22 protein-coding genes and 2 pseudogenes are annotated in these 24137 nt (G+C 61.5%); 12 read left to right on the top strand and 12 right to left on the bottom strand.

Going from position 1 to position 24137, the window contains the following annotated elements:
* Positions 1-251: 251 nt before the first annotated feature.
* From NXT3_RS32015 to NXT3_RS33255, 3 genes and pseudogenes are all read left to right on the top strand, one after another.
* A complete protein-coding gene (locus NXT3_RS32015; protein ID WP_199773300.1) occupies positions 252-458 on the top strand; it encodes a hypothetical protein in 207 nt (68 codons plus the stop codon).
* A 75-nt stretch (positions 459-533) separates the two neighbouring features.
* Positions 534-1394, top strand: a pseudogene (locus tag NXT3_RS32415) (reverse transcriptase domain-containing protein).
* Positions 1322-1573 carry a group II intron maturase-specific domain-containing protein gene (locus NXT3_RS33255; protein WP_199773297.1) on the top strand — a complete coding sequence of 84 codons (252 nt, stop codon included), beginning with the start codon at positions 1322-1324 and terminating at the stop codon, positions 1571-1573. The pseudogene NXT3_RS32415 and the gene NXT3_RS33255 overlap by 73 nt, the downstream one beginning before the upstream one ends.
* A gap of 233 nt (positions 1574-1806) precedes the next feature.
* Here the strand turns inward: NXT3_RS33255 and NXT3_RS31995 are convergent.
* A pseudogene (locus NXT3_RS31995) lies at positions 1807-2401 on the bottom strand (tyrosine-type recombinase/integrase).
* Between the two features lie 155 nt (positions 2402-2556).
* A complete protein-coding gene (locus NXT3_RS15600; protein WP_104839654.1) occupies positions 2557-4140 on the bottom strand; it encodes a Na+/H+ antiporter in 1584 nt (527 codons plus the stop codon).
* Here NXT3_RS15600 and NXT3_RS15595 point away from each other — a divergent pair.
* From NXT3_RS15595 to NXT3_RS15560, 7 genes are all read left to right on the top strand, one after another.
* A complete protein-coding gene (locus NXT3_RS15595) occupies positions 4139-4348 on the top strand; it encodes a hypothetical protein (protein ID WP_104839653.1) in 210 nt (69 codons plus the stop codon). The genes NXT3_RS15600 and NXT3_RS15595 overlap by 2 nt on opposite strands.
* 345 nt (positions 4349-4693) lie before the next feature.
* On the top strand, positions 4694-5383 hold the full coding sequence (locus tag NXT3_RS15585) for a LuxR C-terminal-related transcriptional regulator (protein ID WP_037426269.1): 690 nt from the start codon (positions 4694-4696) through the stop codon (positions 5381-5383).
* 176 nt (positions 5384-5559) lie between these two features.
* Positions 5560-6918, top strand: a complete 1359-nt coding sequence (locus tag NXT3_RS15580; protein ID WP_104839652.1) for a CheR family methyltransferase — start codon at positions 5560-5562, stop codon at positions 6916-6918.
* Entirely contained in the window at positions 6915-7577 is a 663-nt protein-coding gene (locus NXT3_RS15575) for a chemotaxis protein CheW (protein ID WP_104839651.1), read from the top strand. The genes NXT3_RS15580 and NXT3_RS15575 overlap by 4 nt, the downstream gene beginning before the upstream one ends.
* Positions 7555-9180, top strand: a complete 1626-nt coding sequence (locus NXT3_RS15570; protein WP_104839650.1) for a methyl-accepting chemotaxis protein — start codon at positions 7555-7557, stop codon at positions 9178-9180. Before NXT3_RS15575 ends, NXT3_RS15570 begins: the two co-directional genes overlap by 23 nt.
* A 1-nt stretch (position 9181) precedes the next feature.
* On the top strand, positions 9182-11305 hold the full coding sequence (locus NXT3_RS15565; RefSeq protein ID WP_104840017.1) for a hybrid sensor histidine kinase/response regulator: 2124 nt from the start codon (positions 9182-9184) through the stop codon (positions 11303-11305).
* Between the two features lie 8 nt (positions 11306-11313).
* Positions 11314-12357, top strand: coding sequence for a chemotaxis protein CheB (locus tag NXT3_RS15560; protein ID WP_097527072.1), 1044 nt, complete (start codon positions 11314-11316; stop codon positions 12355-12357).
* Between the two features lie 87 nt (positions 12358-12444).
* Here NXT3_RS15560 and NXT3_RS15555 read toward each other — a convergent pair whose 3' ends face one another.
* From NXT3_RS15555 to NXT3_RS15540, 4 genes are all read right to left on the bottom strand, one after another.
* Complete coding sequence (locus NXT3_RS15555) at positions 12445-13413, bottom strand: type II secretion system F family protein (RefSeq protein ID WP_104839649.1); 969 nt, start codon at positions 13411-13413, stop codon at positions 12445-12447.
* 8 nt (positions 13414-13421) lie between these two features.
* Positions 13422-14423, bottom strand: coding sequence for a type II secretion system F family protein (locus NXT3_RS15550; protein ID WP_104839648.1), 1002 nt, complete (start codon positions 14421-14423; stop codon positions 13422-13424).
* A gap of 49 nt (positions 14424-14472) precedes the next feature.
* On the bottom strand, positions 14473-15897 hold the full coding sequence (locus NXT3_RS15545; RefSeq protein ID WP_104839647.1) for a TadA family conjugal transfer-associated ATPase: 1425 nt from the start codon (positions 15895-15897) through the stop codon (positions 14473-14475).
* A 109-nt stretch (positions 15898-16006) separates the two neighbouring features.
* Complete coding sequence (locus NXT3_RS15540) at positions 16007-16168, bottom strand: Flp family type IVb pilin (protein ID WP_097527076.1); 162 nt, start codon at positions 16166-16168, stop codon at positions 16007-16009.
* Between the two features lie 269 nt (positions 16169-16437).
* Here NXT3_RS15540 and NXT3_RS15535 point away from each other — a divergent pair, with 269 nt between their 5' ends.
* The gene (locus tag NXT3_RS15535; protein WP_104839646.1) at positions 16438-16935 is read left to right on the top strand and encodes a pilus assembly protein N-terminal domain-containing protein; all 498 of its coding nucleotides are present in this window, start codon (positions 16438-16440) and stop codon (positions 16933-16935) included.
* A gap of 18 nt (positions 16936-16953) precedes the next feature.
* On the opposite strand, the gene NXT3_RS15530 is transcribed toward NXT3_RS15535, so the two are convergent.
* From NXT3_RS15530 to NXT3_RS15515, 4 genes are read right to left on the bottom strand one after another with little or no spacing between them, the layout of a single operon-like run.
* Entirely contained in the window at positions 16954-17379 is a 426-nt protein-coding gene (locus NXT3_RS15530; protein ID WP_104839645.1) for a TadE/TadG family type IV pilus assembly protein, read from the bottom strand.
* Complete coding sequence (locus tag NXT3_RS15525; RefSeq protein WP_104839644.1) at positions 17376-19118, bottom strand: AAA family ATPase; 1743 nt, start codon at positions 19116-19118, stop codon at positions 17376-17378. The genes NXT3_RS15530 and NXT3_RS15525 overlap by 4 nt, the downstream gene beginning before the upstream one ends.
* Positions 19119-19143: 25 nt before the next feature.
* Positions 19144-19935, bottom strand: coding sequence for a Flp pilus assembly protein CpaB (gene cpaB, locus NXT3_RS15520; RefSeq protein ID WP_104839643.1), 792 nt, complete (start codon positions 19933-19935; stop codon positions 19144-19146).
* Between the two features lie 34 nt (positions 19936-19969).
* A complete protein-coding gene (locus tag NXT3_RS15515; protein WP_104840016.1) occupies positions 19970-20482 on the bottom strand; it encodes an A24 family peptidase in 513 nt (170 codons plus the stop codon).
* Positions 20483-20688: 206 nt separating this feature from the next.
* On the opposite strand from NXT3_RS15515, the gene NXT3_RS15510 reads away from it, so the two are divergent.
* On the top strand, positions 20689-21984 hold the full coding sequence (locus NXT3_RS15510; protein ID WP_104839642.1) for a pilus assembly protein TadG-related protein: 1296 nt from the start codon (positions 20689-20691) through the stop codon (positions 21982-21984).
* A gap of 126 nt (positions 21985-22110) precedes the next feature.
* Here the strand turns inward: NXT3_RS15510 and NXT3_RS15505 are convergent, their stop codons facing one another.
* Positions 22111-23169, bottom strand: a complete 1059-nt coding sequence (locus NXT3_RS15505; RefSeq protein ID WP_104839641.1) for a phosphatase PAP2 family protein — start codon at positions 23167-23169, stop codon at positions 22111-22113.
* Between the two features lie 143 nt (positions 23170-23312).
* The gene (locus NXT3_RS15500; RefSeq protein WP_037426226.1) at positions 23313-23834 is read right to left on the bottom strand and encodes a prepilin peptidase; all 522 of its coding nucleotides are present in this window, start codon (positions 23832-23834) and stop codon (positions 23313-23315) included.
* Between the last annotated feature and the right edge of the window lie 303 nt (positions 23835-24137).

Below are 24137 nucleotides of genomic sequence, written 5' to 3'. Positions count from 1 at the left end.
GTGAGTTTGAGCGACGTTTGAGCCCATCTGCTGCACCGGGGTAGTTGCGGCAGCATGTACACAAGGAAAGCGCACGCAACACGGGAAGCCCCAGGACGTGGTCAGGGATGACCAACCGGACGCCCGCGAGGGACAGGCCGGGCGGCCTGGGGTGGCGGAGAGGCTCGTAGTACCGGAGAAGCCGGGTAATGCCGGTGGAGGGAAGGGGCCTCAGTTCAAGACGAGCGCAACAAGTGGAGAGGGACCGGAGATTGGGAAACCTATCAACTCCGACAAGTGTTCAGAAACTGCAGACGGCGTTACACGCGAAAGCGAAGGCAGAAGCCGGCTACCGCTTCTACGCCCTGTACGACAAGATCAGCCGCGAGGATGTTCTGGCCCATGCCTATGCTCAGTGCCGCTCGAACAAGGGCGCACCGGGGGTAGACGGTCGCGACTTTGCGGACGTCGAAGCGTAAGGGCTAGAGCGGTGGCTTGGTGAACTGGCGCTTGCGCTCAGAAAGGAGACCTACCGACCGGAACCAATCAGACGCGTGTTCATACCGAAGGCCAACGGCAAACTCAGGCCGCTGGGCATCTCGACCGTGCGAGATCGGGTCTGCATGACGGCAGCGATGCTGGTGCTGGAACCGATCTTTGAGGCCGACCTTCCACCGGAACTCTATGCCTACCGTGTCGGGCGCAACGCCCAGCAGGCGGTGACCAAGGTGGAGGAGACGCTGTTCCGTGGTCATCCTGAAGTCGTCGACGCCGACCTCGCGGACTACTTCGGGAGCGTTCCGCATTCAGAACTGATGAAGTCGCTGGCGCGCCGGATCGTTGATCGGCGGGTGCTGCACTTGATCAAGATGTGTCTGGAATGTCCCGTCGAAGAAACCGATGATCGAGGCCGGAAGACGCGAACGACGGAGGCGCGGGATAAGCGGCGCGGCATTCCGCAGGGCTCACCCGTCTCACCCTTGCTGGCGAACCTCTAAATGCGCCGGTTCGTGCTGGGATGGAAGAAGCTCGGGCTTGAGCAAAGCTTAGGCACGCGGCTCGTCACCTACGCCGACGACCTCGTGATCCTGTGCAGGAGGGGCAATGCGGAAGCGGCGCTCCAGTGCCTGCGCATGACCATGGACAAGCTGAAGCTGACGGTGAACGAGGACAAGACACGCATCTGCAAGGCGCCGGAGGGCGACTTCGACTTTCTGGGCTACACGTTCGGACGGATGTACTCTCCGATAACCGGCCACGCCCGCCTGGGCTACCGGCCATCGAAGAAAAGCATCAGGCGCGCGGTCGAGACTGTCCACGCGCTGACCGACCGAAAGGTTACATGGCAAGAGACCACACTGCTGATAGCAAAGTTGAACCGCACGCTGCGCGGCTGGCGAACTACTTCTCGGTAGGGACCACCAGCAAGGCGTATCGGCTGCTCGACAGCTATACCGCAGTGCGGTTGCTCCGGTGGCTGCGCTCCAAGCATAAGACCAGACGGAAGAGAGGTGGGTCCTATCCAGACTCGCACCTTTACCAGCACTATGGGCTGGTACGTCTGACCCGACTTGGACGGGCGTGCCGTGGGTGAAGGCGTGAGATCTTGTCCGAGAGCCGGATGCGGGAGACCTGCATGTCCGGTTCGATGAGCGGGGTGTGGAAACGGCAGTCACGGTCGAGCCACCAAGGCACCGCCAGACGAAAGGGGCGGAAACAGATAGGCTCGACCTACAGCCACCCGCGCAACACCTCGACTCTACCGATCTTTTGCCTTCAACAGGGCTCACGGGTTGGCACTTCGACGAGAAATGCGGCCCTTGAGTACTAGAGTTCCACTTGCTCAGAAATTGCTAAGGCGTCGTCCACCTCTATTCCGAGGTATTGCACGGTGCTCTCCAGCTTCTTATGGCCGAGCAAGAGCTGGACGGCGCGCAAGTTGCCTGTCTTCTTGTAAATGTGCGCCGCCTTCGTCCGTCTTATCGAATGCGTGCCGTAACGTTCGGGATCAAGCCCGGTGCTCGACACCCAGCGCTCGACGATCCTGCCATATTGCCGCGTCGACAGGTGCGGCTTTGCGTGCACGCGGCTGGAAACAGATAATCCCGTTCACCGAGCCTGCGACTTCCAATCCATGCAGCGATAGCCTCCCGCGTTTGATCGGTCAGTTCGAACTGCACTGGTCGGCCTGTTTTCCGTTGGATGATGATCGCGCGGTCGCGAACCCTTCCGGAAATCGCAACATCGGCAACTGAAATTGCGACGAGATCACAAGCTCGCAATTTGCTGTCGATCGCGAGATTGAACAGCGCAGGTCGCGTACCGCACCGGACATTTGGAGGCGGGTTCGGATGGCCCAGACCTCCTTCGGCTTCAACGGAGGCTTCTGACCAATAATGCGGCCCGAGTTCCAGCTAGACATAGCTTTTCTCCCCTCCACTGCCGCAGCGCTTACCCGTCAAGCCGCCCAATGATAATCCTCGTGGAAGTGACCTTTCGGGTGGTGAGCGGAAGTTCACTCGGGGGCGATGAACGTCTGCAGTCGCCCCAGAAGCGACCGCCAACGCATCGTGAACTTCATGCTTTTGCAGAGATGGCACTCAACTCTTCCAGGTCGAGATCCCGTTCAAGTTCCTGAAGCGTTTCATCGTCTATCTCGCCAGCGCGATGAAGGCGAATCAGTTCCCTCCGGCCGGTCGCGACAGCTTCCAGTACGACGTCGAAGTGGGCATGCAACGCGGGTCGGTAATGCTCAGTCCGCACGGCGTAGTCGACGATCGTCGTCGCGCGACGCTGGTATCGTTCCAGCAGTTGAGGGTGGATGAGGTTTCCTTCGGCGTCATATGCCAAGCTCTGGATGGTGGCAAGCTGGACTTGGGCCATCGCTGCTTCTGCCTGGCTCATTGTCAGAGGCGCCTTTTCGGAGTCCGGCTCAGCGAGTTGCGCCCAGGCGATCACGCGTCCGAGCGTCGTGCCCTGCACGAGCACCGTTCCAAATATCACGGCGAATGCCGTCACAAGGATGAAGTCGCGGCCGGGAAAATCTTCCGGCAAGCTGAGCGCGAGAGCGAGCGTGACCACGCCCCGTACGCCCGCCCAGCTCAGCACGGTTGCGCCGCCGGCGCCGAGAGGTTGCGTTCGAGCGAGACCAAGGGCATTGAGCAGCTTGATCACAAGCTCGGATCCGAAAACCCACGCGAAGCGCGCGATGACAAGCGTGGTGAGCACAGCGATGACCGGCAGTCCCATCGTCGCGACCACCGTGCCGAATCCACCGCTTCGCTCGACGACGTCCCGCAGCGATAGACCGATCAATACGAAGACCGCAGCTTCCATCAGGAATACGAAGACAGTCCAGAACGACGTCCCCCGCATGCGCGTAGCGGCCGACAGAACCGTGTGCTGATGCCAAGTCGCGATCAGACCCGTGGTGACGGTGGCGATGACGCCGGAGACATGCAGCATCTCTCCCAGGAGGTAGGAGATCCAGGCGAGCAATGTCGTTGCGGCGATGATAAGGTATTCGTCGCCCAGTCGCCTGACGAGCTTCACCCATGCCGTTCCGACGACGGCGCCCACCGTGGCGCCGCCGACCGCCAGAAGAAGGAAGTTGCCCAACGCCGCTGGGGGGCTGAAGATCCCCGTTGCGGCGGCGGCGACGGCAAAACGGAAGAGCACGAGGCCGCTCGCGTCGTTCAGGAGACTCTCTCCTTCGAGCAGGATCTGGAGCCGCCGGGGCAGCTTCACACCCTCCAGGACGGCTCGTGCGGAAACTGCGTCGGGGGGTGACACGATCGCGCCGAGCGCCGCGCAGGCGGCCCAAGGAAGCGAGGGGAAGAGTAGATGAGTGACCACGGCCACGACGGCGCATGTGAAGAAGACGGCGCCGACGGCAAGCGACGCGATACCCATCATATGGTGTCGGATGCGGCCAACCGCGATTGACCAGGCGCCGTCGAGGAGGAGCGGCGGCAGGAAGATGACGAGCACGAGTTCAGGATCGATGGTGATCGCCGGCAGCCCCGGCAGGAACGCCAGGATCGCCCCACCCGCGAGCAATGCGACCGACGGTGGAAGGCCAAGCCTGTGGGCCGCATAATGGAGCGCTATGATCGCGAGGAACATCGCGATCCCGAGTTCGAAGAGGTGTGTTCCGTCCATGCGTCTCCCCGACATGGCGCAAGTTGTGAAGCGCATCAAAGGACGGGTTCCGCCGAAACGCAACTATCGAAGCTCAAGGCGAGGATCGAAAAATTTCGATCTGGACCTTCGCGTTCTGGAGGTCGCGGGTCTGAAAGCCTTCAGAAAAATGCCGGAGAGTCGCCTCCAAGTTCTCAAGCGCATCGGCAACGACGATCGAGGGCATTGAGACAGGGGATCAATTGGCGGTGGTGAATGCTGAAGGATTTCATGAGGGGGCAGGGATACATCTTCTCACGGCCGCTACCTGCGTCGGAAGGCTCCAAATTGATTGACGGACCGCTCGAAAGGGGCGGCGCACCACGCGTTTACGAACGTTTTGTGAACAGCCCGGAGAAATAGCAGCAGCATTTAGCCCTACACGTCTCAAGGCGTGTGTGGCACAATTTTGGTACTACCGCGCATTGATTGGCAACGGCGGGAACGCGTTCGCTGAGACGATCGTTAGTTGCAGGCCTAGGAGCGGGCCGAACTGAAGACCCGCAAGCATCAGACAACCGGCGAGGGAAGCGTAATGAATACCTCACGCGTCGCACTTATAGCCGATGACGATGAATTCTTCCGCATCGCGTTGGCGTTCATCTTGAAGAGCAAATTGCATTTCACGGGAATCATCGAAACCGGGTCGCTTGATGAAGCGATTGAAAGGCTCGCCGAGCACGAAGACATATCGCTCGCCTTGTTCGACTTGGCGATGCCGGGCATGCAAAGTGCGGCGAGCCTTGCGGCCGTCCGTGACATCCATCCCGATCTGAAGGTCGCCGTCGTATCGGCGTCGTCGCGACGGTCGGACATCCTGTCTGCCCTGACTGCCGGCATAAACGGCTATGTGCCAAAGGGCCTCGGGGCGAGCGAACTGGCCGAAGCAATCGGCTCGATCCTCAACGGCGCTGTTTACGTCCCGCCCTCCATAGCGGGCCGTCCCGCCCCTCCCGAGGAAATAGAGTTGCCTCAGGTCACCCGCGGAAACCAGGACGAACGAAGTCATCGTACAATCGAGTTCCTGACGCCGAGGCAGCGCGAGGTCCTCCTGCTTCTCGTCGAGGGATTTTCGAACAAGGAGATCGCTCGCAAGCTGAAACTCGGCGAGGGTACGGTGAAGATCCACATGGCGGCACTCTTCCGCAGTTTGCGGGTGAGGAACCGTCAGGAGGCCGCTGCCGCAGGGGCGCGCCTCTTACCCATGACCGGGAGCCCGCATTAGGACGGCCGGATAGGCCGCCTTCTAGGCCATCCGGCCGAATAGCCCAAAAGCACGCGAGGACGTACTGACGACGGCAGAGCCACGAAGCTAGGGACGAAAATGCGCCAGCCGGTTTCCACAGCCAGCTCATCAAATAGCCCTCTTTGCGCCGCCGCGATTGAGGCAGGAGGCGTTCGGTGACCCGACACGCGCTTCCTGCCAATCTCGCCGGGGAGGTCGCCTGCAGGGTCGGCCTCAGCGTTCCCGCATCGCGGCAAGGCACCGTAGCCTCGGCGATCGCCCGGATCATGGCGCGGCGCGGCATCGACGACAGCAGCCTGCTTCTTCGCCGGCTTGGGCTGGATCAGGACTTGACCGACGACGTCATCGCAGCGGTCACCGTCGGTGAAACGCACTTCTTTCGCGGCCCCGAGCAGTTTCAGCTGATACGGCAGGAAATTCTTCCGGAACTAACGCGGCGGCCCGACGGCGCGCCTGCCCGGATCTGGAGTGTCGGCTGTGCAACGGGGGAGGAGCCTTACTCCCTTGCCATTCTCTGCGACGAGGAAGGTCTCTTGGAAGAAGTTCGCATATGTGCAGTCGACATTTCGCGACGGGCGCTCGGAACGGCCAGGGCCGCCGAGTATGGCGAATGGTCGTTGAGGAACACGGATCGCAGGCTGAAGGAGCGATACTTCACCGCATGTGACGATCGCTTTCGACTGAGCGAACGACTGCGCCCGCAGGTCGATTTCGCTGTCCTCAATCTTGGCGAAGCCGATCTTCCGGCGCCGGAAAAAGGATTGGCGGACTTTCGCTTGATCCTTTGCCGCAACGTTCTCGTCTACCTCGACGCGAGTAAAGTGCCTCGGATTGCACGGCAGCTATTCGCCTGCCTTGCGGATCGAGGCTGGCTGTTGACCGCCCCGACCGATCCGCCCTTGTGGAAGTACGCCCCGTTCGAGACGTGCATCACGCCGGCAGGCGTTGTTTACCGGCGCATGATGGCTCGTGGGGACGCTCGCAAGAGCCCGATCTCAGGCGTCGTTTCCGCTCGAGGCAAGCCCAAGAATCCCGTCACCCGCATGGCGGCGGCTCAAGCATGCGACACGGCTGCGCCAAAAGCACCTGGCGACAAGCTCTCCAGGGCCATCGCCCAAATCCGAGCGCGTTACGACGTGGGTGAAACCCGCGAAGCCGCGTGCCTCGCTGCGCAGGCGGTTGAAAGTCATCCGTTGTCACCGGAACTGCATTTCCTGCAGGGGCTCTCGCAGATGGCCGACGGTGAGATCGATGCGGCTGCGGCAGCCCTGCGACGAGTCGTCTACCTGGACAGCACTCTGGCCGCCGCGCAGTTCTTCCTCGGGGTCTGTCTCCGGCAGAGCGACCCTGAAGCGTCGTTGCGTGCCCTCGAAAACGTGCTGCAGTTTTGCCTCTCCCGTCCGCCACAGGAGCGCATCTCTCTGATGGCAGACGCGACGGCTGGAGATCTGGTGGAGCGTGCAAGGCGGGAGATGGGCAAGATCCGCCAAGCGCGGGGGAGCGAAAGCCGATGACAATGCTTTCCCGGCCCGCCGCTCGTCCGGTCGACTGGATCGCCGTCAGAAGACGGATCGAGGCAGCGATAGAACAGACCGAAGCGCTTTTGGAATTGGCACAGAAAGCGGCTCAATACGAGGAATCACGACAAGCGGCCCACGATGCATTCGCGGGCAGCAGAGATGAGCAGACAGTCGGACTTGTGACCTTCATGCTATCGGATCGGCGGTTTGCCTTGGAGATCCGCTATGTTTGCGAGATCGTTTCGAAGGCACGCGTCAGTCCGCTTCCCGGGATGCCCCCGCACGCCTGTGGCGTCTATGATTTGCGCGGCGAACTGCTGCCCGTCTTTGACCTTAGCAGATTGTTCGATCTCCCGCGATCGGCCGGCAGCGCCGGCGAATGGGCAATTGTATGCGGGCGAACGCATTCCGAATTCCTGATCCTGTCCGATTCTGTTCCGGAGATAGTGGCGCTCCCACCGGAGGAATTCGCTGCGGCGAAGCCCGGTAAAAGTGGCGGATCCTTCGATTGCGCAAGAACGGAAGGCGTCATTGTCTTTCTGGACGGCCACCTTCTGTTGAACGATCGCCGTCTCTTTCTCGAGGACGAGCAGATCATCGCCACCGATGAGACGGAAAGGACCGAATTCCATGAGCCTGCGATTGACGAATAGTCTCTATGGCACCTTGGGCCTGGCCATGCTGCTGTTCGTGGCCGCTTCGGCGCTGCTCGTCGGGTCGAGCTCAGTTGCCCTGCAACAGGTGCGAGCCGATCTTGCCGCGACATCATCGCTGGGCAAGCAGCGCCTTGCCTATCAGTTGATGTACGCAACCACGCGCCTGGAAAGAGCGGAAGGCGCCGTGCGGATCGCCGCTGCCGATGAGCTGCGCGGCCTGATGGATCGCAATGAGCGACTGCTTGCCAGTCTGGCCGATGGCGACGAAAGACTCGGGCTTGAAGCAACGACGGATCCTGCCGCTCTCGCGCAGCTCGAGCAAGCCCGCCAACAATGGCGGGAGCAGGTGAGGCCCGCGCTCGAAAGCGCGATGGTCAACGCGCGGCTCGGTCCCGCTGCGCTGGATGAACTTGATCCAGGGATTAGAGACTTCGCTGCTCGCATGGACGAATTGATCAATCGGATCGAGCAGGCAGGAGTGGTCCGGCTCCAGCGCTCTCAATTGCTGCAACTGGGCTTTGCGGTCCTCGCCGTTCTTATGCTTCTCCACGTGCTGCGGGTCGCGCGTCGCCTCGTCCGCCGCACGCGCGCGCTCGTAGGCCAGGCGGAAAGGGTCAGCGCCGGTGACCTGACGCAGAAGGCGGCCGTAGAAGGCAGCGACGAACTCGCGGCCCTCGGCTTCTCCTTCAATGCAATGACCGCGAGGCTTGCCGGGATGATTGACAGTGAACGGAGCAGCAGGGAGCGGCTCGAAGAGCTGCTCGCCACGATCTCGGACACGGCGCAACATCTTTCGTCGTCTGCCGCCGAAATCCTTGCCGGGACTACGCAACAGGTCGAAGGCATGCGTGAACAATCATCGGCGGTAGCTCAGACGGTGACGAGCGTCGACGAGGTGCTGCAGACGTCGGAACAGGCGGCGCAGCGCGCTCAGCAGGTTGCCGGCTCCTATGACCAGGCCGTCAAGATCAGCAATGACGGCCGCAGGGCGCTCGATGATACCGTGCATGTGATGAACGCAGTGAGTGCCCGCACCGAAGCGATTGCCGGGGACATTCTATCGCTGGCGGAAAATAGCCTGGAAATTGGTGAGATCGTCACGGTTGTCGCCGAGATCGCCGACCAGACGAACCTGTTGGCGCTGAACGCGGCGATCGAGGCATCGCGTGCCGGCGAGCACGGCAGGGGCTTCAGTGTCGTTGCCAGTGAGATCAGGACACTTGCCGACCAGTCGAAGTCAGCGACTACCCGTGTGCGGCGGATTCTGATGGAGATCCAGAAAGCGACGAACGCGGCGGTCATTGGCGCTGAAGATGGCACAAAGAGTGTCAGCCGCGCCCTAGAGACGGTGAACGAAGCGGGCGAGACGATCCGGCAGCTTGAGGCGATCGTTGCCGATTCGGCGCGATCGGTCGCCCAGATCGCGGCTTCGGCGGGCCAGCAAAAAGCAGGCATGAAGCAGATTCACGACGCGATGCATTACATCGAGCAAGCGAGCAGCCAAAATTTCTCGGCGATCCGGCAAGCGGAAGAGGCCGCGAAAGATCTGAACGAGCTTGGCTCCAGGCTGAAGGAAATGCTTGCTGACCATGGCAACTGACATGACAAAACGCGACCAATTCGATCGAGAATTGCTGCAGATGTTCACCCAGGAAGTGCGCGAGCGTGCATCCGACATGGAGCAGACATTGCTCGCCATCGAGGACCCCGGCGGGGCCGACGAGAAACTCCGCCTGCAGGAGCAGCTACTAAGGACCGTGCATAGCCTCAAGGGCGCCGCCGGTTTGCTTCAAGTGCGAGGTGTGGAAGCGATTTGTCACTGGATGGAAGAGATAATCTCCATCACGGTAAATGAGCAGCTCGTGCTCGAGAAATCCAGGCTGGAACTGCTTCTGTCTGCCGCAGACGCAATCCAGGACGCGGCCCACCTCTTGGAAAGCGGGGAGACGCCTTCGCCCGCGCATGGGGAGAGCGTGGTCGATGCCCTGAAGTCTGCCGTGGCGACAGGGGAGGATGACCCCAGCGGCAAATCGAATCCACGGCCTCCGCAGATGGGGCAGGTGGCCGTTCGCAACAGCGATACCGACGGCTCCATGCGCGTCTCCGCCGATCGACTGGATGCTCTTCTATACAGGAGTGGCGAACTGCTCAGCTTTGGCGCGGTCATTCGGCGCCACGCCGAGGAGGCATCCCTGCTGCGGGAGCAGGCAATGAAACTGAGGGGCACGGTCCCCGAGTCTGCCGCGCTGGCGGCAGGTATCGAAAACGGGTTGCGTCAGCTTGCGACATCGCTGCGCCGGGAAATGAGACTGATGCACACTGTCGCGACAGCACTCGAAAACGAGGTACGGCACGCACGCACGCAACCGTTCGCGGAAGCCTGCAAGGGGCTCGATCGGGTCGTACGTGACATGGCGGCCGCGTCGGGGAAATCGGCGGAACTGAAAATCGGGGGTGGAGAGATCGAGATCGACCGTTCCATTCTTTCCGGTCTGCAGGACTCGCTTCGCCATCTCGTGCGCAATGCAGTCGCACATGGCATCGAGTCGCCCGAGGAACGCCGAGAGGCGGGAAAGCCGGAAAGGGGAAGAGTCGTCATTGCCGCCGCGATATCAGGAGATCGGATGCAGGTGCGCGTGGAGGATGACGGCCGTGGTGTGGATGTAGCCCGGCTCAGCAAGGCAGCCGGCGAACATCTGGAGGAGGTGAAAGACGAAGCGGAGCTCCTGAGGCGTGTCTTCGAGCCGGGCCTCTCGACATCCGCGACGGTTACCAGCCTGTCGGGGCGCGGCATAGGACTCGACATCGTCAAACGCAATGTCGAAACGCTGCGAGGTACAGCGGAGGTCTCGCAAGTGCCGACGGGAGGTGCGGCCTTTACCCTCACGCTCCCTCTGACTCTTGCGATGGTGCGTGTAGTGATGGTCATGGCAGGGGAGCATATGTTCACGATCGACACGGCATCGGTCCAGCGGGTGATGCGCGTTCATGCGCAAGACTTTGCAACGTCTGAGGGGACGGACATCCTCAGCACCCCGACCGGCCCGATGCCTTTCGTGGATCTCGCCGATTGGCTCGGGATGCGGTCGGCTAGCTCCGATACCCGGCATGCCGTGCCGGCGGTCGTGCTCGACGCTCCGGGCGGGCCGGTGGCGGTGCTTGTCGATTCTATTGCCGGGGAGCAGGACCTTCTCGCACGCCCGGTCGGCCCACGGCTTACGAAAGTTCGTCGCTATAGTGCTGGCATGGTCCTACCCGACGGGCGCATCGCCCTCCTCCTCAACGTTGCAGCACTCGCCGAGGCCGCCGCCCGGACACGGTCGACGGACGGCGCACGCATGCCCCGGCCACTTCAGGCCGCGCGGCGCAAGGTGCTCGTCGTCGATGATTCAAAATACGTCCGAACGCTGGTCAAGCTCATCCTCGAAGGCGCCGGGTACGATGTGAAAATGGCAAGCAATGGCCGGGAGGCTTGGCAGCAGCTTCTTGACGACGGCGCCGATATGGTCGTCGCGGACGTCGACATGCCGTCGATGAACGGCTTCGAACTCACCGAGGCTATTCGTCGATCGGACCGTTTCACCAACACTCCCGTCGTCCTCGTCACCGGTCGGGAGGCGCTTGAAGACAAGGTGCGGGGGCTGCGTGCCGGCGCAAATGCCTATCTGAGGAAGGACCAGTTCGATGCGCAGCACTTCCTGGAGACGATGCGTCGGGTCGTGTGAGGACGAGGATGACACGTATTCTTCTGGCGACATCGACGCCCGATCTCGAGAATCTCATCAAAAGGACGACTCTGGGCGACGCCTCCGTCGAGCTCATAGGCGTCGCAAAAAACGGCAAGGACGCGGTCAAGATGACCGGTAAGCTTTTGCCAGATATTGTTGCAGTGGAGCTGCGGGACGACGGCACCGCCGAAACCGTCAAGGAGATCATGATCACCGCACCGACGCCAGTCGTCATGGTAGCCTATCGAGACGGTTCGCACCTAGGGGCCATGGCCTCGCGTGCGCTCGATTCGGGCGCGCTCGCGGTCATCCCGGCGCCGACTGCATCCGGCACGTCGCTCGAGAAAGCAGCCATGGAGAGGTTCCTATCGACGATCAAGGCCATGGCGCAGGTGAAAGTCGTTCGTCAATGGCGCAAGAAAGGGCGCGGCGATCACCAGCGCAAGGAGACGCCCCAGCCTGCGGCCAACACCCAGCTCGCGATAGTGGGCATCGCTGCTTCCACGGGAGGACCGGCCGCGATCCGTTCGATATTGAAGGACCTGTCCGCCGATTTCCCCGCACCCATCCTCATCGTGCAGCATATGTCGAACGGCTTCATCGAAGGCGTTGCTGCATCCCTCGACGCCACGATTGCGCTCAGGGTAAAAGTTGGCGCGAATGGCGAACGCCTGCGGCCCGGCACTGTTTACCTCGCCCCTGACGGCCACCAGCTCGGCGTCTCCGGCAGATCACGCCTTCGCGTCGTGGACGAGGATCCCATCCAAGGCTTCAAGCCGTCCGGATCCTATCTATTCGGTTCAATCGCTCGCGCTTTCGGGGACGAGTCGCTTGCCGTCATCCTGACGGGGATGGGCGAAGACGGCACCGAGGGCCTTCGGGCACTGCATGTTGCGGGCGGGAAGGTGATTGCGCAGGATGAAGAAAGCTCCGTCGTCTTCGGAATGCCGAAATCGGCGATCTCGGCCGGTCTCGTCGATTTCGTGCTGCCCCTCGACGATATAGCCGGGAAGATCACCGCTCTTACGAGCGGAACACGAGAACGTTGAAAGAGAGTTGCGGCGCTAGGCGGCGATCTCGACACACAGCGCCGCGCTCGCCCACCCCAACTCAACTGCATGTGTCCTTAAATCGACTTACACACTCATGATCTGAATGGCCGCTGGTGTGACGATCACCGCGAACAGAACAGGGAGGAAGAACAGGATCATCGGCACGGTCAGCTTCGGGGGAAGTGCGGCGGCTCTCTTCTCCGCGTCGCTCATGCGCATGTCGCGGTTCTCCTGCGCCATCACCCGCAGCGCCTGACCCAGCGGCGTTCCATATTTCTCCGCCTGGATCAGGCTGGTCACCACGGCGCGCACCCCGTCGACGCCCGTCCGTTGCCCCAGGTTCTCGAAGGCCTGCCGCCGGTCCTGGAGATAGGAAAGTTCCGCCGTAGTGAGCAGGATCTCCTCCGCGACTTCGGGCGATTGCGCGCCAATCTCGTCGCCCACCTTGCGAAGGGCGCTTTCGATGCCCATGCCGGATTCGACGGTGATCAACAGCAGGTCAAGCGCCTCTGGCCACGAGCGGCGGATCGCTTGCTGGCGCTTGGTGATCCTGTTCCGGATGAAAATCGCCGGAGCGAAATAGCCCAGCGAACCCATCGCGCCGGCCACCGCGATGACGACAAGCAACGGCGCCTCGGGCCGAAGCGTGAGCAAGATATAGATGAGGCAAGCGGCGAAGAGCACGAATGGCGCTATCAGCCTGAAGGCAAGGAAGGTCGTCACCGGCGCGTAGCCGCGGTAGCCTGCCATGCTCAGCAGGCGAAGGATATTGCCATCCTCCGCCTGCTTGGCAAGGTTGAAGCGATCGACGATCGCCTGAAAGAAGCGCCTGGGCTCTGCGCGAAGGGAAACTTTGCTCTTCTCGGCATTCAGCCGAGTGCGCTCGCGCTGCCTGATGCGCTCGCGCTCGCCCTCCACCTTGCGCATCCGCTCTGCGAGCGTATCGCGGAAAATATAGGGCCAGGAAACCGCCACGACGGCGGAAAAGGCAGCAAGGCCAGCCAACATCGCGGACAGCTGGTCGGAATCGGGAATGTGGGCGCCAAGGTTCATGTCTTTTCTCAGAAATCGAAGTTGATCATCTTGCGCATGATGAACGTGCCTATGCTCATCCACAGGGCTGAGCCGACAAGCACCATCTTTCCGGCGACCGTGGTGAACAAGAGCGACATGTAGTCGGGGCTTGTCAGGTACACGGCGCCAGCCACGAAGAACGGCAAGGCGCCGATGATGCCGGCCGAGGATTTCGCCTCCGCGCTCATGGCCTTGATCTTCGCCTTCATCTTCTTGCGCTCGCGCAGCACCTTGGAAAGGTTGCCAAGTGCCTCCGAGAGGCTGCCACCCGTGCGGCTCTGAATTGCTATGACGATCGCGAAGAACCTGGCCTCGGGCAGGGGTATGCGATCGCACAGGCGCTCGACGGCTTCGTCGACCGGCAGCCCGAGCGTCTGGTCCTGCGCGATGGTGAGGAATTCGCCCTTGACCGGCTCCTGCGCTTCGGCCGCAATCACTCTCAGGCAATCGGTCATCGGCAGACCTGCCTTCAGCCCGCGGACGATCACGTCGACAGCATTCGGAAACTCGGCAGCGAAACGCTTCAGCCGCATATTGCGCTTCATGTTCACATAGAGGTGCGGCAGGAAAAGTCCGCCAGCTATGGCGAAGCCCAATGCCGCGAAGGCGCCGAGGCCCTGAAGCGTCACCAGAAAATAGGTGACAAGGCCCGACCCGGCGCAAGCGGACCAATAGGTGCGGATCGACCAGTGGAGACCGGCCTGGCGAAGCCTGACGTCGAGCTTCGGCTTGCCGCCCTTGCGCGCCTGTGCCTTCTGCTGCTCCTCTATTTCCCGCAGTGTCTTTTCCACGGAGCGGCGGCGGTCGCGGCGTTCCTCGTCTGTCGTCTCTGTTGCCTTGATTTCCGTGCGTCCGGCGACGTGCTCAAATCTCTGCCGATAGGCGCTGGCCTTGGCTGCGCGCGGATAAAACGCGGTGAGCATCAGGCCGCCGACCGAGGTCGACGCCAGGAAGAAGATGAGCACGGGAAACAGCGAAGCACTCAGCATGTCCGTATTAGCCTTTGTCAGATGCTCGGGGAATTCGACGAAGCGACCGTCAGGCGGCCGCCTTTATCTCGGCCGCGTCAAGGGCGGCGGCCAGGCGCGCTTCTTCACCATAATAGCGGGCGCGGTCCCAGAAGGCCGGTCGGCCGATGCCGGTGGAGCGGTGCCGTCCGATGATGTTGCCCTTCGCATCCTCTCCGAAGATGTCGTAGACGAAGAGATCCTGCGTCGTCACGACGTCGCCCTCCATGCCGAGGACTTCGGTGATGTGTGTGATGCGGCGGGAGCCGTCGCGCAGCCGCGCCGCCTGGACGATCACGTCCACCGATGAAACCAGCATTTCCCGGATCGCCTTGCCCGGCAGCGAATGGCCACCCATGGTGATCATCGCCTCGACGCGCGAGATCGCTTCGCGGGGAGAGTTGGCGTGGAGCGTCCCCATCGAACCGTCGTGGCCGGTGTTCATCGCCTGCAGCAGGTCGAAGGCTTCGGGTCCGCGCACTTCGCCGACGATGATCCGCTCCGGCCGCATGCGCAGGCAGTTCTTGACGAGGCTGCGCATGGTGATCTCACCCAGGCCTTCGATGTTCGGCGGGCGGGTCTCGAGCCGCACCACATGGGGCTGCTGCAGTTGCAGCTCGGCCGCATCCTCGCAGGTGATGATGCGTTCGCCATCGTCGATATAACCGGTAAGGCAATTCAGGAGCGTCGTCTTCCCGGAGCCCGTGCCACCGGAAATCAGCACATTGCAGCGGACGCGGCCGATGATCTTCAGGATCTCGGCGCCCTCGGGCGAGATCGAGCCGAACCGGACCAACTGGTCAAGGTTCAGCTTCTCCTTCTTGAACTTGCGGATCGTCAGGCTCGGCCCGTCGATCGCGAGCGGCGGCGCGATGACGTTGACGCGCGAGCCGTCGGCCAGACGCGCGTCGCAGATCGGGCTTGCTTCGTCGACGCGACGGCCGACCTGGCTGACGATGCGTTGGCAGATGTTGAGGAGCTGTTCGTTGTCGCGGAAACGGATGCCCGTCTGCTGCACCCGACCACCGACCTCGATGAAGACCTGGTCGGCGCCATTCACCATGATGTCGGCGATATCGTCGCGTGCGAGCAGCGGTTCGAGAGGGCCGTAGCCCAGAATGTCGTTGCAGATGTCGCGGAGCAGCTCGTTCTGCTCGGCCATGGATATTCCAGCCTTCTTGGCCGCGACGATGTCGTTGACGATCGCGCCGATTTCCTCGCGCGCCTGTTCGCCGTCCATGCTCGACAGCGCCGCCACGTCGATGGTGGCGATCAGCGCGCTGAAGATTTCTTTTTTAAGGCTGTAGTATTGGTCGGCCTTTTCCGCCTTGGCGGCGGCCGGGACTTCGGCAAGCCGCGGCATTTCTCGCGGCGCGGCGGAATGCGCCTCGCGCGCCGCCTCATGCGCTTCCGTTTCGGTAATCTTTTGATCCGGAGTGGATTTTCTGCCGAACATCGTTGTCGCTTCACTCGTCGTTGAGATGTCTGTGCTCTTCAGATGCGACAGCGGAAGGCGATTGTGCCTTCCGCTTCGCTTGGCGACCGACGCAGTGACTCGGGTCGCCTTAGAGGGCCGTTGCGATGGCGTTGAATGCGGTGTTGACGTCGGTGCCGACGGTCCGTACGGCAGTGATGATGACGACGGCGATAAGGCCTGCGATCAGGCCGTATTCGATGGCCGTGGCGCCGGATTCGTTGCGGACGAAGCGGACGAGAAGATTTTTCATGAGACGATCCTTCGAGTGGGTTGGGGTTGCGCCGACGCCAAGTTCGGCATCACAGGCCGGGGCGGCTTCTGCTCGTTTCCCGCTTGCTGTGTGGCCTTGATATAGACTTTATTAACCCTTTTGATCCATTCAGCCTGATGGCCGATACCACTTCCGCAGTAAGGTCGGCTTGTTGGCCTAGTCCAATCGTTCGGCCGCACTATCCTCTTGCTTTTGCCAGCCTTCTTCGAACGGAAGGTGTGTCCGTTCACAGAGATCGGGAGCGAACGATGCGAGTGGTTCCAAGGCAGGGCGGGGCCGGGTGGCTTATTCTCGCCCTGATGACCTGTACCGTCCTTGGCGCGGCGCAGGCGGCGGAAGAGAGCCCCCCGTCCACGGCCCTGGAGCCTAGCCGCCAGACCGAGGGCGTCGTCAGGGTCATTGTCGATTTTGCGAGGCCACTGATCCTCGCCCGACCGGCGAGCACGCTCATCATCGGCAATCCCGCCATCGCCCACGCGACGCTCAGCGACGACAAGACGGTCATCCTGACCGGCAAGACGCCCGGCTCGACGAACCTCATCGTCATGGACGCTGAAGGCGGCGAGGTTGCCAACATCGTTCTCGATGTAGTCGCAGCGGGCGGCCGTCTGGTCACCGTGCACGGCGGCGGCGGGCGATCGACCTATAGCTGCACGGAACATTGCGACCCGGTTCCGCCCAGCGATGAAACGACGGCACCTCCTCCGCCTAACGCTCCGCCGCTCGACGAAGGGGGCGAACAATGACCGGCCTGACCAAAACGCTCAGCCGATCGGAATTCGCCGCGAAAGTGCGAGGCTGAACGGAGTTTCGGCCAGCCCGGGGACGAAGAAACGGAATGGATAGCGGATCGACAAGACGCGAAAATCGATGCCATCGACCGTTTGCTTGCTGACGGCAATTTGCAGCAGATCGGGATCGCCGCTGCCGAACTTGTCGCGGACGGCGCTCGCCAGCTTCGACTGCGCCTCGCTGTCGGGCGCATCGCGGGCGATCTGGCCTATGAGCACCTGCCGGGCGGCAAAGTCGGCGGCATAGGACAGGTCGTTGCGCACGTAAAAGGCGCGGCCGAACTCGATCACGCCAAGGACCAGCAGAAGCAGGGGAAAACAGACAAGTGCGAACTCGACCGCCGTCGCGCCGGACTGGCTGCGCCAGGCGCGACGAAGGGTATGGAACGATCGGGTCATCGGACCTGCACCTGCATCGAGGAGTTGAGCTGGAAGGGCGGGAGCGCCTCCGGCAGGGACATGGGCTGGTAATTCTTCGCCGCTTGGAGACGATAGAATACCAGCTGCTGTGCCGAATTTGCGCAGGATGTCGTCCCGCATTGCGGCGCGGCCTCCGGCTGGACGTCGGCGTTTTCCGGGCAGGCGCAGTAACGCTGTACCGGCGCCAGGGCGACATTAGCTGGCGTCGCGCTTTGCGCCAGCGTCGACTGCAGCACCTTGTCGACCTGCGTCGCCCCCGGATCGGCCATGGCGGCTTGCGCTCCGGCCCGAAGCACATGGTCGATCGTCATCCGCTCGTGGAGCGCCAGTGCCACATCGGCCATAGCGACGAGGCCGAGTGCCAGCACCGGTGCAAACAGCGCAAATTCCACAGCCGAAGCGCCGGCCTCCGACTTCTTCAGCTCCTGGGCGTTCTTACGAAGCCCCGCCGCTGCCTTCTGCTTTCGCCGTTGGGTGAACCTCTGCACCAGCCCTGCGATACCCTTCTTCCGCACCCGTCTCTCCCTGGTGCCGCCGACCCGCCAGGCAAGCGATACTATGGCCTGCCCCGCCTTCGACTCGGGCGCCGATTCGATGACCAATTGGCCGTTATTGGCCGCCTTGCCGAACAGTTGGGGATCGAAGGGAACGGATACGCTTTCCTCAAGACCGACAGCGGCGGCGAAGTCCTTCGGCTTGATCTCGGCGAGCTTCGGCGTGTCCGTCCTGTTCAGCACGAGTCTCGGCGGCGGATCGTTGGGGCGCGCCTTCTTCAGGAGGTCGAGCAGGTTCTTCACGTTGCGCATCGACGCCAGGTCGGGCGTTGCGGTGATCACGATCTCGTCCGCCTCAAGCAGGATCTTTCGAGTCCACTGCATCCAAATGTGCGGCAGATCGACGACGATTTGCCAGGAGCTGGACCGGGCGACATCGAGCAGATGATCGACATGCTCCTCCTTGAGATAGAAGAACCTGTTGAGATCGGTAGTCGTCGGAAGCAGGTGCAGGTGCTCCGTATAGGGCACCGCCAGGCGCCGCAGGAGGACGTCGTCCAGTCGGTCGGGGCTGCTGAGGACGTCGGTCATGCCCTGGACCGCCTCCACATCGAAATCCAGCCCGAGCGTGCCGAACTGGAGGTCGAGGTCGGCCACCAGCACATCGGCATCGACGCGCTTCGACATCGCATAAGCGACGTTATGGGCGAGCGTCGACGATCCGGTTCCGCCCTTGGCGCCGATAAAGGCGACGATGCGCCCGAGCTTCTCTTCGCCAGAGTCGCGAAAGCAGCGATGCACCGCCGCCACGAAGTCGATCGGGTCAAGCGGCATGACCAGATAGTCGCTGACGCCCGCATCCACGAGTCTCTTGTAGAGTCCCACGTCGTTGGACGAGCCAACGACGATGACCTTGGTTCCGGTGACGCACTCAACCGCCAGGGCTTCGAGTGCACTCATGAGGCGCTCCTCGTCGTCGGTGTTTTCCACGACGACGAGGTTTGGCGAAGTGACACCCGCGTAAAGTGCCGTCGCTTCCTCGAGACCGCCTTCCTTGACCGTCACGGTGGCGCGAGCCATCCGGCGGTCCATGGCCGCCGCGTGGACCGTCTCCTTCAACGCCTCCGAGCGGCAGAAGACGGCGATGTCCACCTTCGGGATTGACAGGAGCGGCGCGACCGGTTCCCGCGGGGTGTCCTGGGCTTTTGCGTCGAGCTGTTTCATCTGTCCGAAATCCCGTGAAAAACAATCAACTGCCACCGGAGCGGGACGGAACCTCGACCATCGACAGCCGCCCACCACTAACAATGCGCACGACCCCTGGTCGGTTTCCTTCCGTCTCGACAACCGGTGCTTCCAGGTTGTCAGAAACCGCCCGCAGCGCCAGCGACACGGTGCCGGAGGCTTCTGCCGCGGCGATGACTGCGATCTGCTTGGGGTCCGCCTCGAGTGTGGCGGTTTTGCCGACCACCGAGGTGCCGTCCGCACCTTCCGAGATGGTCTGATCGACGGCGAGCACCCGTATGTTGGAAAGGATCGCCCGGCTGACCACCTTGCCGTCCTTTCCAGATGAATCCGGACGAGCGACGGTGTGGATGACGTCGACATGGTCGTTCGGCAGGATGAAGCCGCCGGCCGTGCTCTCCGCCGTGACGCGGACGGCTATCGCCCGCTTTCCCGAAGGCAGCATGCTGGAGAGGAAACCGCTGCCGCGCTGGGCAAGCTTATCCTCGCGGATCGGCTCTCCGGCGACGAAACCGCTCTGGGCGAGCAGCCCCTTGAGCGTCGCCATCGCGTCCGGTCGTGCGCTGCGGCTGATGAACACCGGCGGGATCTCTCCCTCCCACGCCTGCCAGCGCAGGTGCGACTCCTCGAGCGTCGTGCCGCGGGCCAGCTCTTGCGCGGCGACGAGCACCTCCTGCGAGGGAGACTGTTGAACTTCGGCTGCCTCGACTGTCGGCTGATCGGTGAAGCCGAGCGCCAACCAGGATGCGGCACCGCCGGAGGCGAGTGCGAAAAGGAGAATGACCAAGCGGATCATGGTAGGACCTGTGCGTTACGGACTAAGGGAGTCCTCAGAGAAGGGCGGAGAACCAGTGGCTTTCCGGGAGCAGGAGAAGTGCCGCAGGCGCCATCGCTGCACCGTAGGGAATGCCCGATTGCGGCTGGTGCAACCGGCTCGACCAGGCGCGCTTCTTCAGGACGACCGGCAGCGGCACCCTGCGAAACTGCAGCAGCGTCAGCGTGAGAACCGCGCCGAGCACCGAGGCGTAGATAACGAAACTGAGGGCAAGCCCCGGGCCGAGCCAGAGCACCGCGACGGGCAGCAACTTTGCGTCGCCGCCGCCGATCCAGCCGAGGGCAAAGAAGGCGAAGGTGCAGGCGAGCACCGCCGAGGCGACCAGGATGCTCGACCAGATCGTGGAAAGATCGAGGCCGGCGAGCGGCGCAAGCACCGCGAAGGCGACCAGCAGAAAACCGACGAGACGGTTCGAAATCGTCATCGTCGCCACGTCCTTTAGGCCGGCATAAGTCATCGTTCCGGCAAAGACTAAGAATGCGAGCCAAGCTGCGGAAGTGGAGAGCATCACAAGGGCGCCTTTCACGAGGGCCGGGAAGGCCGTTTGAGGTGCTGCGGAATATGCCGTCTCCATCCCGCGGTCGCCATTCGGCCTGATGGTCTAAGCGCAGGCGGCAAGGCGAATGGAGAGGACTAGTCCAACCGGCCGAATCGCAACCGCTTCAGGTGAGGGATATATCCTCGGCCGGATCAACAGCACTCCAGGACATTCGGATGCGCAAAGGAAACAACGTTAGCGAACCCAGGAAAACGTCGCCGCGCCCGCGGCGCCTTTCGTGCGCACTCCTGGAGGACGAGGTCGGCGCCGTCGCCGTCATCGCGGCGATCGTGTTTCCGGTGCTGGTTGGCGCCATGGGGCTGGGGGCGGAAAGCGGCTACTGGTATATGGAGAGCCGCAAACTGCAGCATGCGGCGGACGTCTCGGCTCATGCCGCAGCCATCCGCCATCGAGCGGGCGACCAGCAATCGGGCCTCGAGAGCACGGCGCTGAGGATCGCACGCGCCTCCGGCTACTCGCCCGGTACCCTGACCGTCGGCACGAAGCCGGGGCTGAGCGCCGGATCCAGCAAGATCACGGTCGAGCTGACGGAGACGCATGCGCGCCTGTTCTCGTCCGTCTTCATCGGCGCGCCCGTGACGATCTCGGCCCGTGCCGTCGCCGAGGTCAAGGGCGGCTCGAACGCGTGCGTGCTTGCGCTGTCGAATTCGGCGTCCGGCGCGGTAACCGTTACCGGCTCGACCCATGTGCAATTGTCGGGCTGCAGCGTGGTCTCCAATTCGAGCGCCGCCGATGCCTTTCTGATGAAGAACGGCAGCGCGGTGATGTCGACGGATTGTGTCTACACTGTTGGCGAAGCGGTAACGACGACGGGCCTGACGATGACCGGTTGCAGCGCGCCCGTCGAACGCGTCCCGCCGACGGCGGATCCTTTTGCCCCCGTCGCCGAACCCGACAAGCTGCATGTCGAGCAGCTTCCCTGTCGAACGCTCGCTTATATCTCGGATTCCGCCTACGCGTTCGACAAGCTTGCGAACGGGACACAGGCAATCCGGTTCTGCGGCGGACTGGAGATCAAGGGCACCATTACGCTGAAGCCTGGCCTCTATATCATAGACGGCGGCGACTTTACGGTTACTGCGGGGGCAAAGCTTTCCGGCGACGGTGTCACCCTGTACTTCACCAACGGAGCCGCCGCGAAACTGCTCGGTAACGGCGATATCGATCTCTCCGCTCCGACCACCGGGCCATTCGCCGGGCTGCTCTTCTTCGGCAGCCGGCGCGACACTGGTGTGGCCCATCAGGTGACGGGCAATTCCGAATCGAGCCTGGAAGGAAACCTCTACATTCCTACCGGCAGTATCGATTTCACCGGCAATTCAACCGTGTCCGGGGGATGCACACAGATCGTCGCGGACCAGATCACGTTCACGGGGAATTCGACGATGGAGACCTGCGCCTCGCCAACCGACGAGATCGTCGTGGGCCGAACGGTGTCGCTCGTTGAGTAGTCGGGGAACTGCCCATGGGAGGGACGGCAAGCCGCTGCCGTTCTCGTCTTCCGTCTCGCCGGTTTCTTCCCGGATGCTGACTTGGTAGACACCGTCAACGCGGGTTGGGTCTATATCCTGGTCCGCTTAGGCAGGCTTCAGTACGGGCGATGAATGATCCAGTGACCAAGATGCGAGATAACCGGAGACCTTCCAGAACAGGAGAGCTAGGGCGACACCGACAATGCCGTCACATGCATAATGCCATCCGAGTTGGACTGACCCAATCCCTATTATGACCGCAAAACCGGTTCCGGCCCAGCGTCGAAGACGTCCCATGCCCCATGTTACGCAGGCGATTGTCACGGCAAAGACGACGTGCAGGCTCGGCATGGCAGAGATTCCGGAAATCGCCCCGATTTCACTCGTATAGGCGACCCAGAGGCCTTTCTGAGCAGTCAGCGCCCAGACCATTTGAGTCTCCAAATTCACGTGCTCAAGCAGCTGCATCAGCGGGGCATAAGTGTTATCGCCTGTTAACGGCTCTACGAAGCACGGCCCGACCGATGAAAAGGTGATCGCAAGAATATTGCCTGCAACAAGCCATCCTAGCAGGGCCGAGAACATGAAGCGCAAGCGCAAGAAATGATTGGAGGTCCACGCGGCCCACACCAGGGCGCACGCAACGAGAATGAGCCACAGGTTATAGAAGAAGTTTATGACGATAATCGCATAGGCGTTGCCGAAGAGCGCACTTGTGAGGATATATGGATCGACTCCGCCAAAAATTGCACGGTCGATTTCGATGAAGACAGGATCCCAGGAGAATGGATTGATGGCAGGTATCGTTGACTTGATCGTCGCAAAGACCGTGATCATCCCAATGAATATTGCCATCGAGTGAAGCGCATGGGCATAGCGGTCGTCCCGGACCAGAACATCACGCATGTGCTTGATCAATGCCGCGGTCGGCTGCTCTCTCCGCTCGATCAAAAACCGAACGACAGTCCACAGCATATAACACATCACGTAAACCAGCATCGCCATGAACGACAGCTGAAGGTAGAACTTGCCGGTCCGGTAGTATGGCTCAACTCCCAAATACCAGACCAGCCCACACATGGAAGAAATGTGCAATAGCAGTATCAAATGGGCAAGGCGGTAATCGGCCTTTGTTCGCCCCATAGCAGAAAGGAACGCTCTCATCGTTGTAAAACCAATAGATTATTTCCCCAATCGGCAGTTGATCTGAATTCTTTTAAGCGGTCAACTCGCCCGTATTTATTAGTCACTGCTCCGTTAATGTTGCTATTTTGCGATTCTTGCTTTCGTCTGGATGGTTTTAGGAGTTAGGCAAGACCCGGCCGCAGGGCCATCATGGTGAGCGCGGCTGCGGCCATGATGACGCCGTAGGGAATCTTTCGCGTCGTACGAATCTCTTCCACGCGCATCACCACGGACAAGTGGGCCAATTGCAGCGGCATCGGCAACTTGAGGATGAGGAGCGTCACCACGCCCCCGATCAGCAGGAAGACCGCAAAGGGCAGCATGCCGTGCCAGCCTATGAAGAGGCCGATCGGCAGAAACAGCTTGGCGTCACCCGCGCCGAAGAGCTTGAACGACCATAGGCCAAATCCAATGGCGAAGAGCAGCAGCCCGGCTCCGACATCGCCGGCAATGCCCGACGAGGAGAAGAGGGCCGCGCCGACATCTTCAGCCGTCAGCAACTGCAGGGCAGTATAAAACCCATAAACGGCGACAAGAGCCAGCACGATTAGGTTCGGTATTTTCCAGAGCCGGAAATCGCTCCAGGCGGCATAAAATAAAAGTAATACTTTTGTCACAATTAAGATGTTGATTGCGGAAATCATCTTTATCGTACTCCATACGCAGTCAAACTGATTATTTTTAAGAAATTACCGAAGGGATTCTAATCCGTATGGGCTATTTAAAACCGACTATATAATTCAGAGGATGCCAATTCTATACCGCTTTTCACGCCGCAAAGCCAGAGATATTCGTTTATTATCTTAACCATAAGCAACCTCCTCCGAAAATTGCTAAATATAATGATTGACGATTCAGAAATTAACAGTTTATTAATCAAGTCAGTCGGAGAGATGGTCTCAACGGCGGCGCGGCCCGGGGAATTTTGCGGCACGCGAAGTATATTT

It is taken from the genome of Sinorhizobium fredii, assembly GCF_002944405.1.
GTDB lineage: Bacteria > Pseudomonadota > Alphaproteobacteria > Rhizobiales > Rhizobiaceae > Sinorhizobium > Sinorhizobium fredii_C.
The sequence above is the reverse complement of the archived record's forward strand: the minus strand, read 5'-3'. Positions and strand labels throughout refer to the sequence as shown.

What these genes read in the sequence shown, in the direction of transcription:
- NXT3_RS33255 (WP_199773297.1), top strand. Translation starts at nt 1,322, where the DNA reads ATGGCAAGAGACCACACTGCTGATAGCAAAGTTGAACCGCACGCTGCG.
- NXT3_RS15595 (WP_104839653.1), top strand. Translation starts at nt 4,139, where the DNA reads ATGCGTCTCCCCGACATGGCGCAAGTTGTGAAGCGCATCAAAGGACGG.
- NXT3_RS15600 (WP_104839654.1), bottom strand. Translation starts at nt 4,140, where the DNA reads ATGGACGGAACACACCTCTTCGAACTCGGGATCGCGATGTTCCTCGCG.
- NXT3_RS15585 (WP_037426269.1), top strand. Translation starts at nt 4,694, where the DNA reads ATGAATACCTCACGCGTCGCACTTATAGCCGATGACGATGAATTCTTC.
- NXT3_RS15575 (WP_104839651.1), top strand. Translation starts at nt 6,915, where the DNA reads ATGACAATGCTTTCCCGGCCCGCCGCTCGTCCGGTCGACTGGATCGCC.
- NXT3_RS15570 (WP_104839650.1), top strand. Translation starts at nt 7,555, where the DNA reads ATGAGCCTGCGATTGACGAATAGTCTCTATGGCACCTTGGGCCTGGCC.
- NXT3_RS15565 (WP_104840017.1), top strand. Translation starts at nt 9,182, where the DNA reads ATGACAAAACGCGACCAATTCGATCGAGAATTGCTGCAGATGTTCACC.
- NXT3_RS15560 (WP_097527072.1), top strand. Translation starts at nt 11,314, where the DNA reads ATGACACGTATTCTTCTGGCGACATCGACGCCCGATCTCGAGAATCTC.
- NXT3_RS15555 (WP_104839649.1), bottom strand. Translation starts at nt 13,413, where the DNA reads ATGAACCTTGGCGCCCACATTCCCGATTCCGACCAGCTGTCCGCGATG.
- NXT3_RS15550 (WP_104839648.1), bottom strand. Translation starts at nt 14,423, where the DNA reads ATGCTGAGTGCTTCGCTGTTTCCCGTGCTCATCTTCTTCCTGGCGTCG.
- NXT3_RS15545 (WP_104839647.1), bottom strand. Translation starts at nt 15,897, where the DNA reads ATGTTCGGCAGAAAATCCACTCCGGATCAAAAGATTACCGAAACGGAA.
- NXT3_RS15540 (WP_097527076.1), bottom strand. Translation starts at nt 16,168, where the DNA reads ATGAAAAATCTTCTCGTCCGCTTCGTCCGCAACGAATCCGGCGCCACG.
- NXT3_RS15535 (WP_104839646.1), top strand. Translation starts at nt 16,438, where the DNA reads ATGCGAGTGGTTCCAAGGCAGGGCGGGGCCGGGTGGCTTATTCTCGCC.
- NXT3_RS15530 (WP_104839645.1), bottom strand. Translation starts at nt 17,379, where the DNA reads ATGACCCGATCGTTCCATACCCTTCGTCGCGCCTGGCGCAGCCAGTCC.
- NXT3_RS15525 (WP_104839644.1), bottom strand. Translation starts at nt 19,118, where the DNA reads ATGAAACAGCTCGACGCAAAAGCCCAGGACACCCCGCGGGAACCGGTC.
- cpaB (WP_104839643.1), bottom strand. Translation starts at nt 19,935, where the DNA reads ATGATCCGCTTGGTCATTCTCCTTTTCGCACTCGCCTCCGGCGGTGCC.
- NXT3_RS15515 (WP_104840016.1), bottom strand. Translation starts at nt 20,482, where the DNA reads ATGCTCTCCACTTCCGCAGCTTGGCTCGCATTCTTAGTCTTTGCCGGA.
- NXT3_RS15510 (WP_104839642.1), top strand. Translation starts at nt 20,689, where the DNA reads ATGCGCAAAGGAAACAACGTTAGCGAACCCAGGAAAACGTCGCCGCGC.
- NXT3_RS15505 (WP_104839641.1), bottom strand. Translation starts at nt 23,169, where the DNA reads ATGAGAGCGTTCCTTTCTGCTATGGGGCGAACAAAGGCCGATTACCGC.
- NXT3_RS15500 (WP_037426226.1), bottom strand. Translation starts at nt 23,834, where the DNA reads ATGATTTCCGCAATCAACATCTTAATTGTGACAAAAGTATTACTTTTA.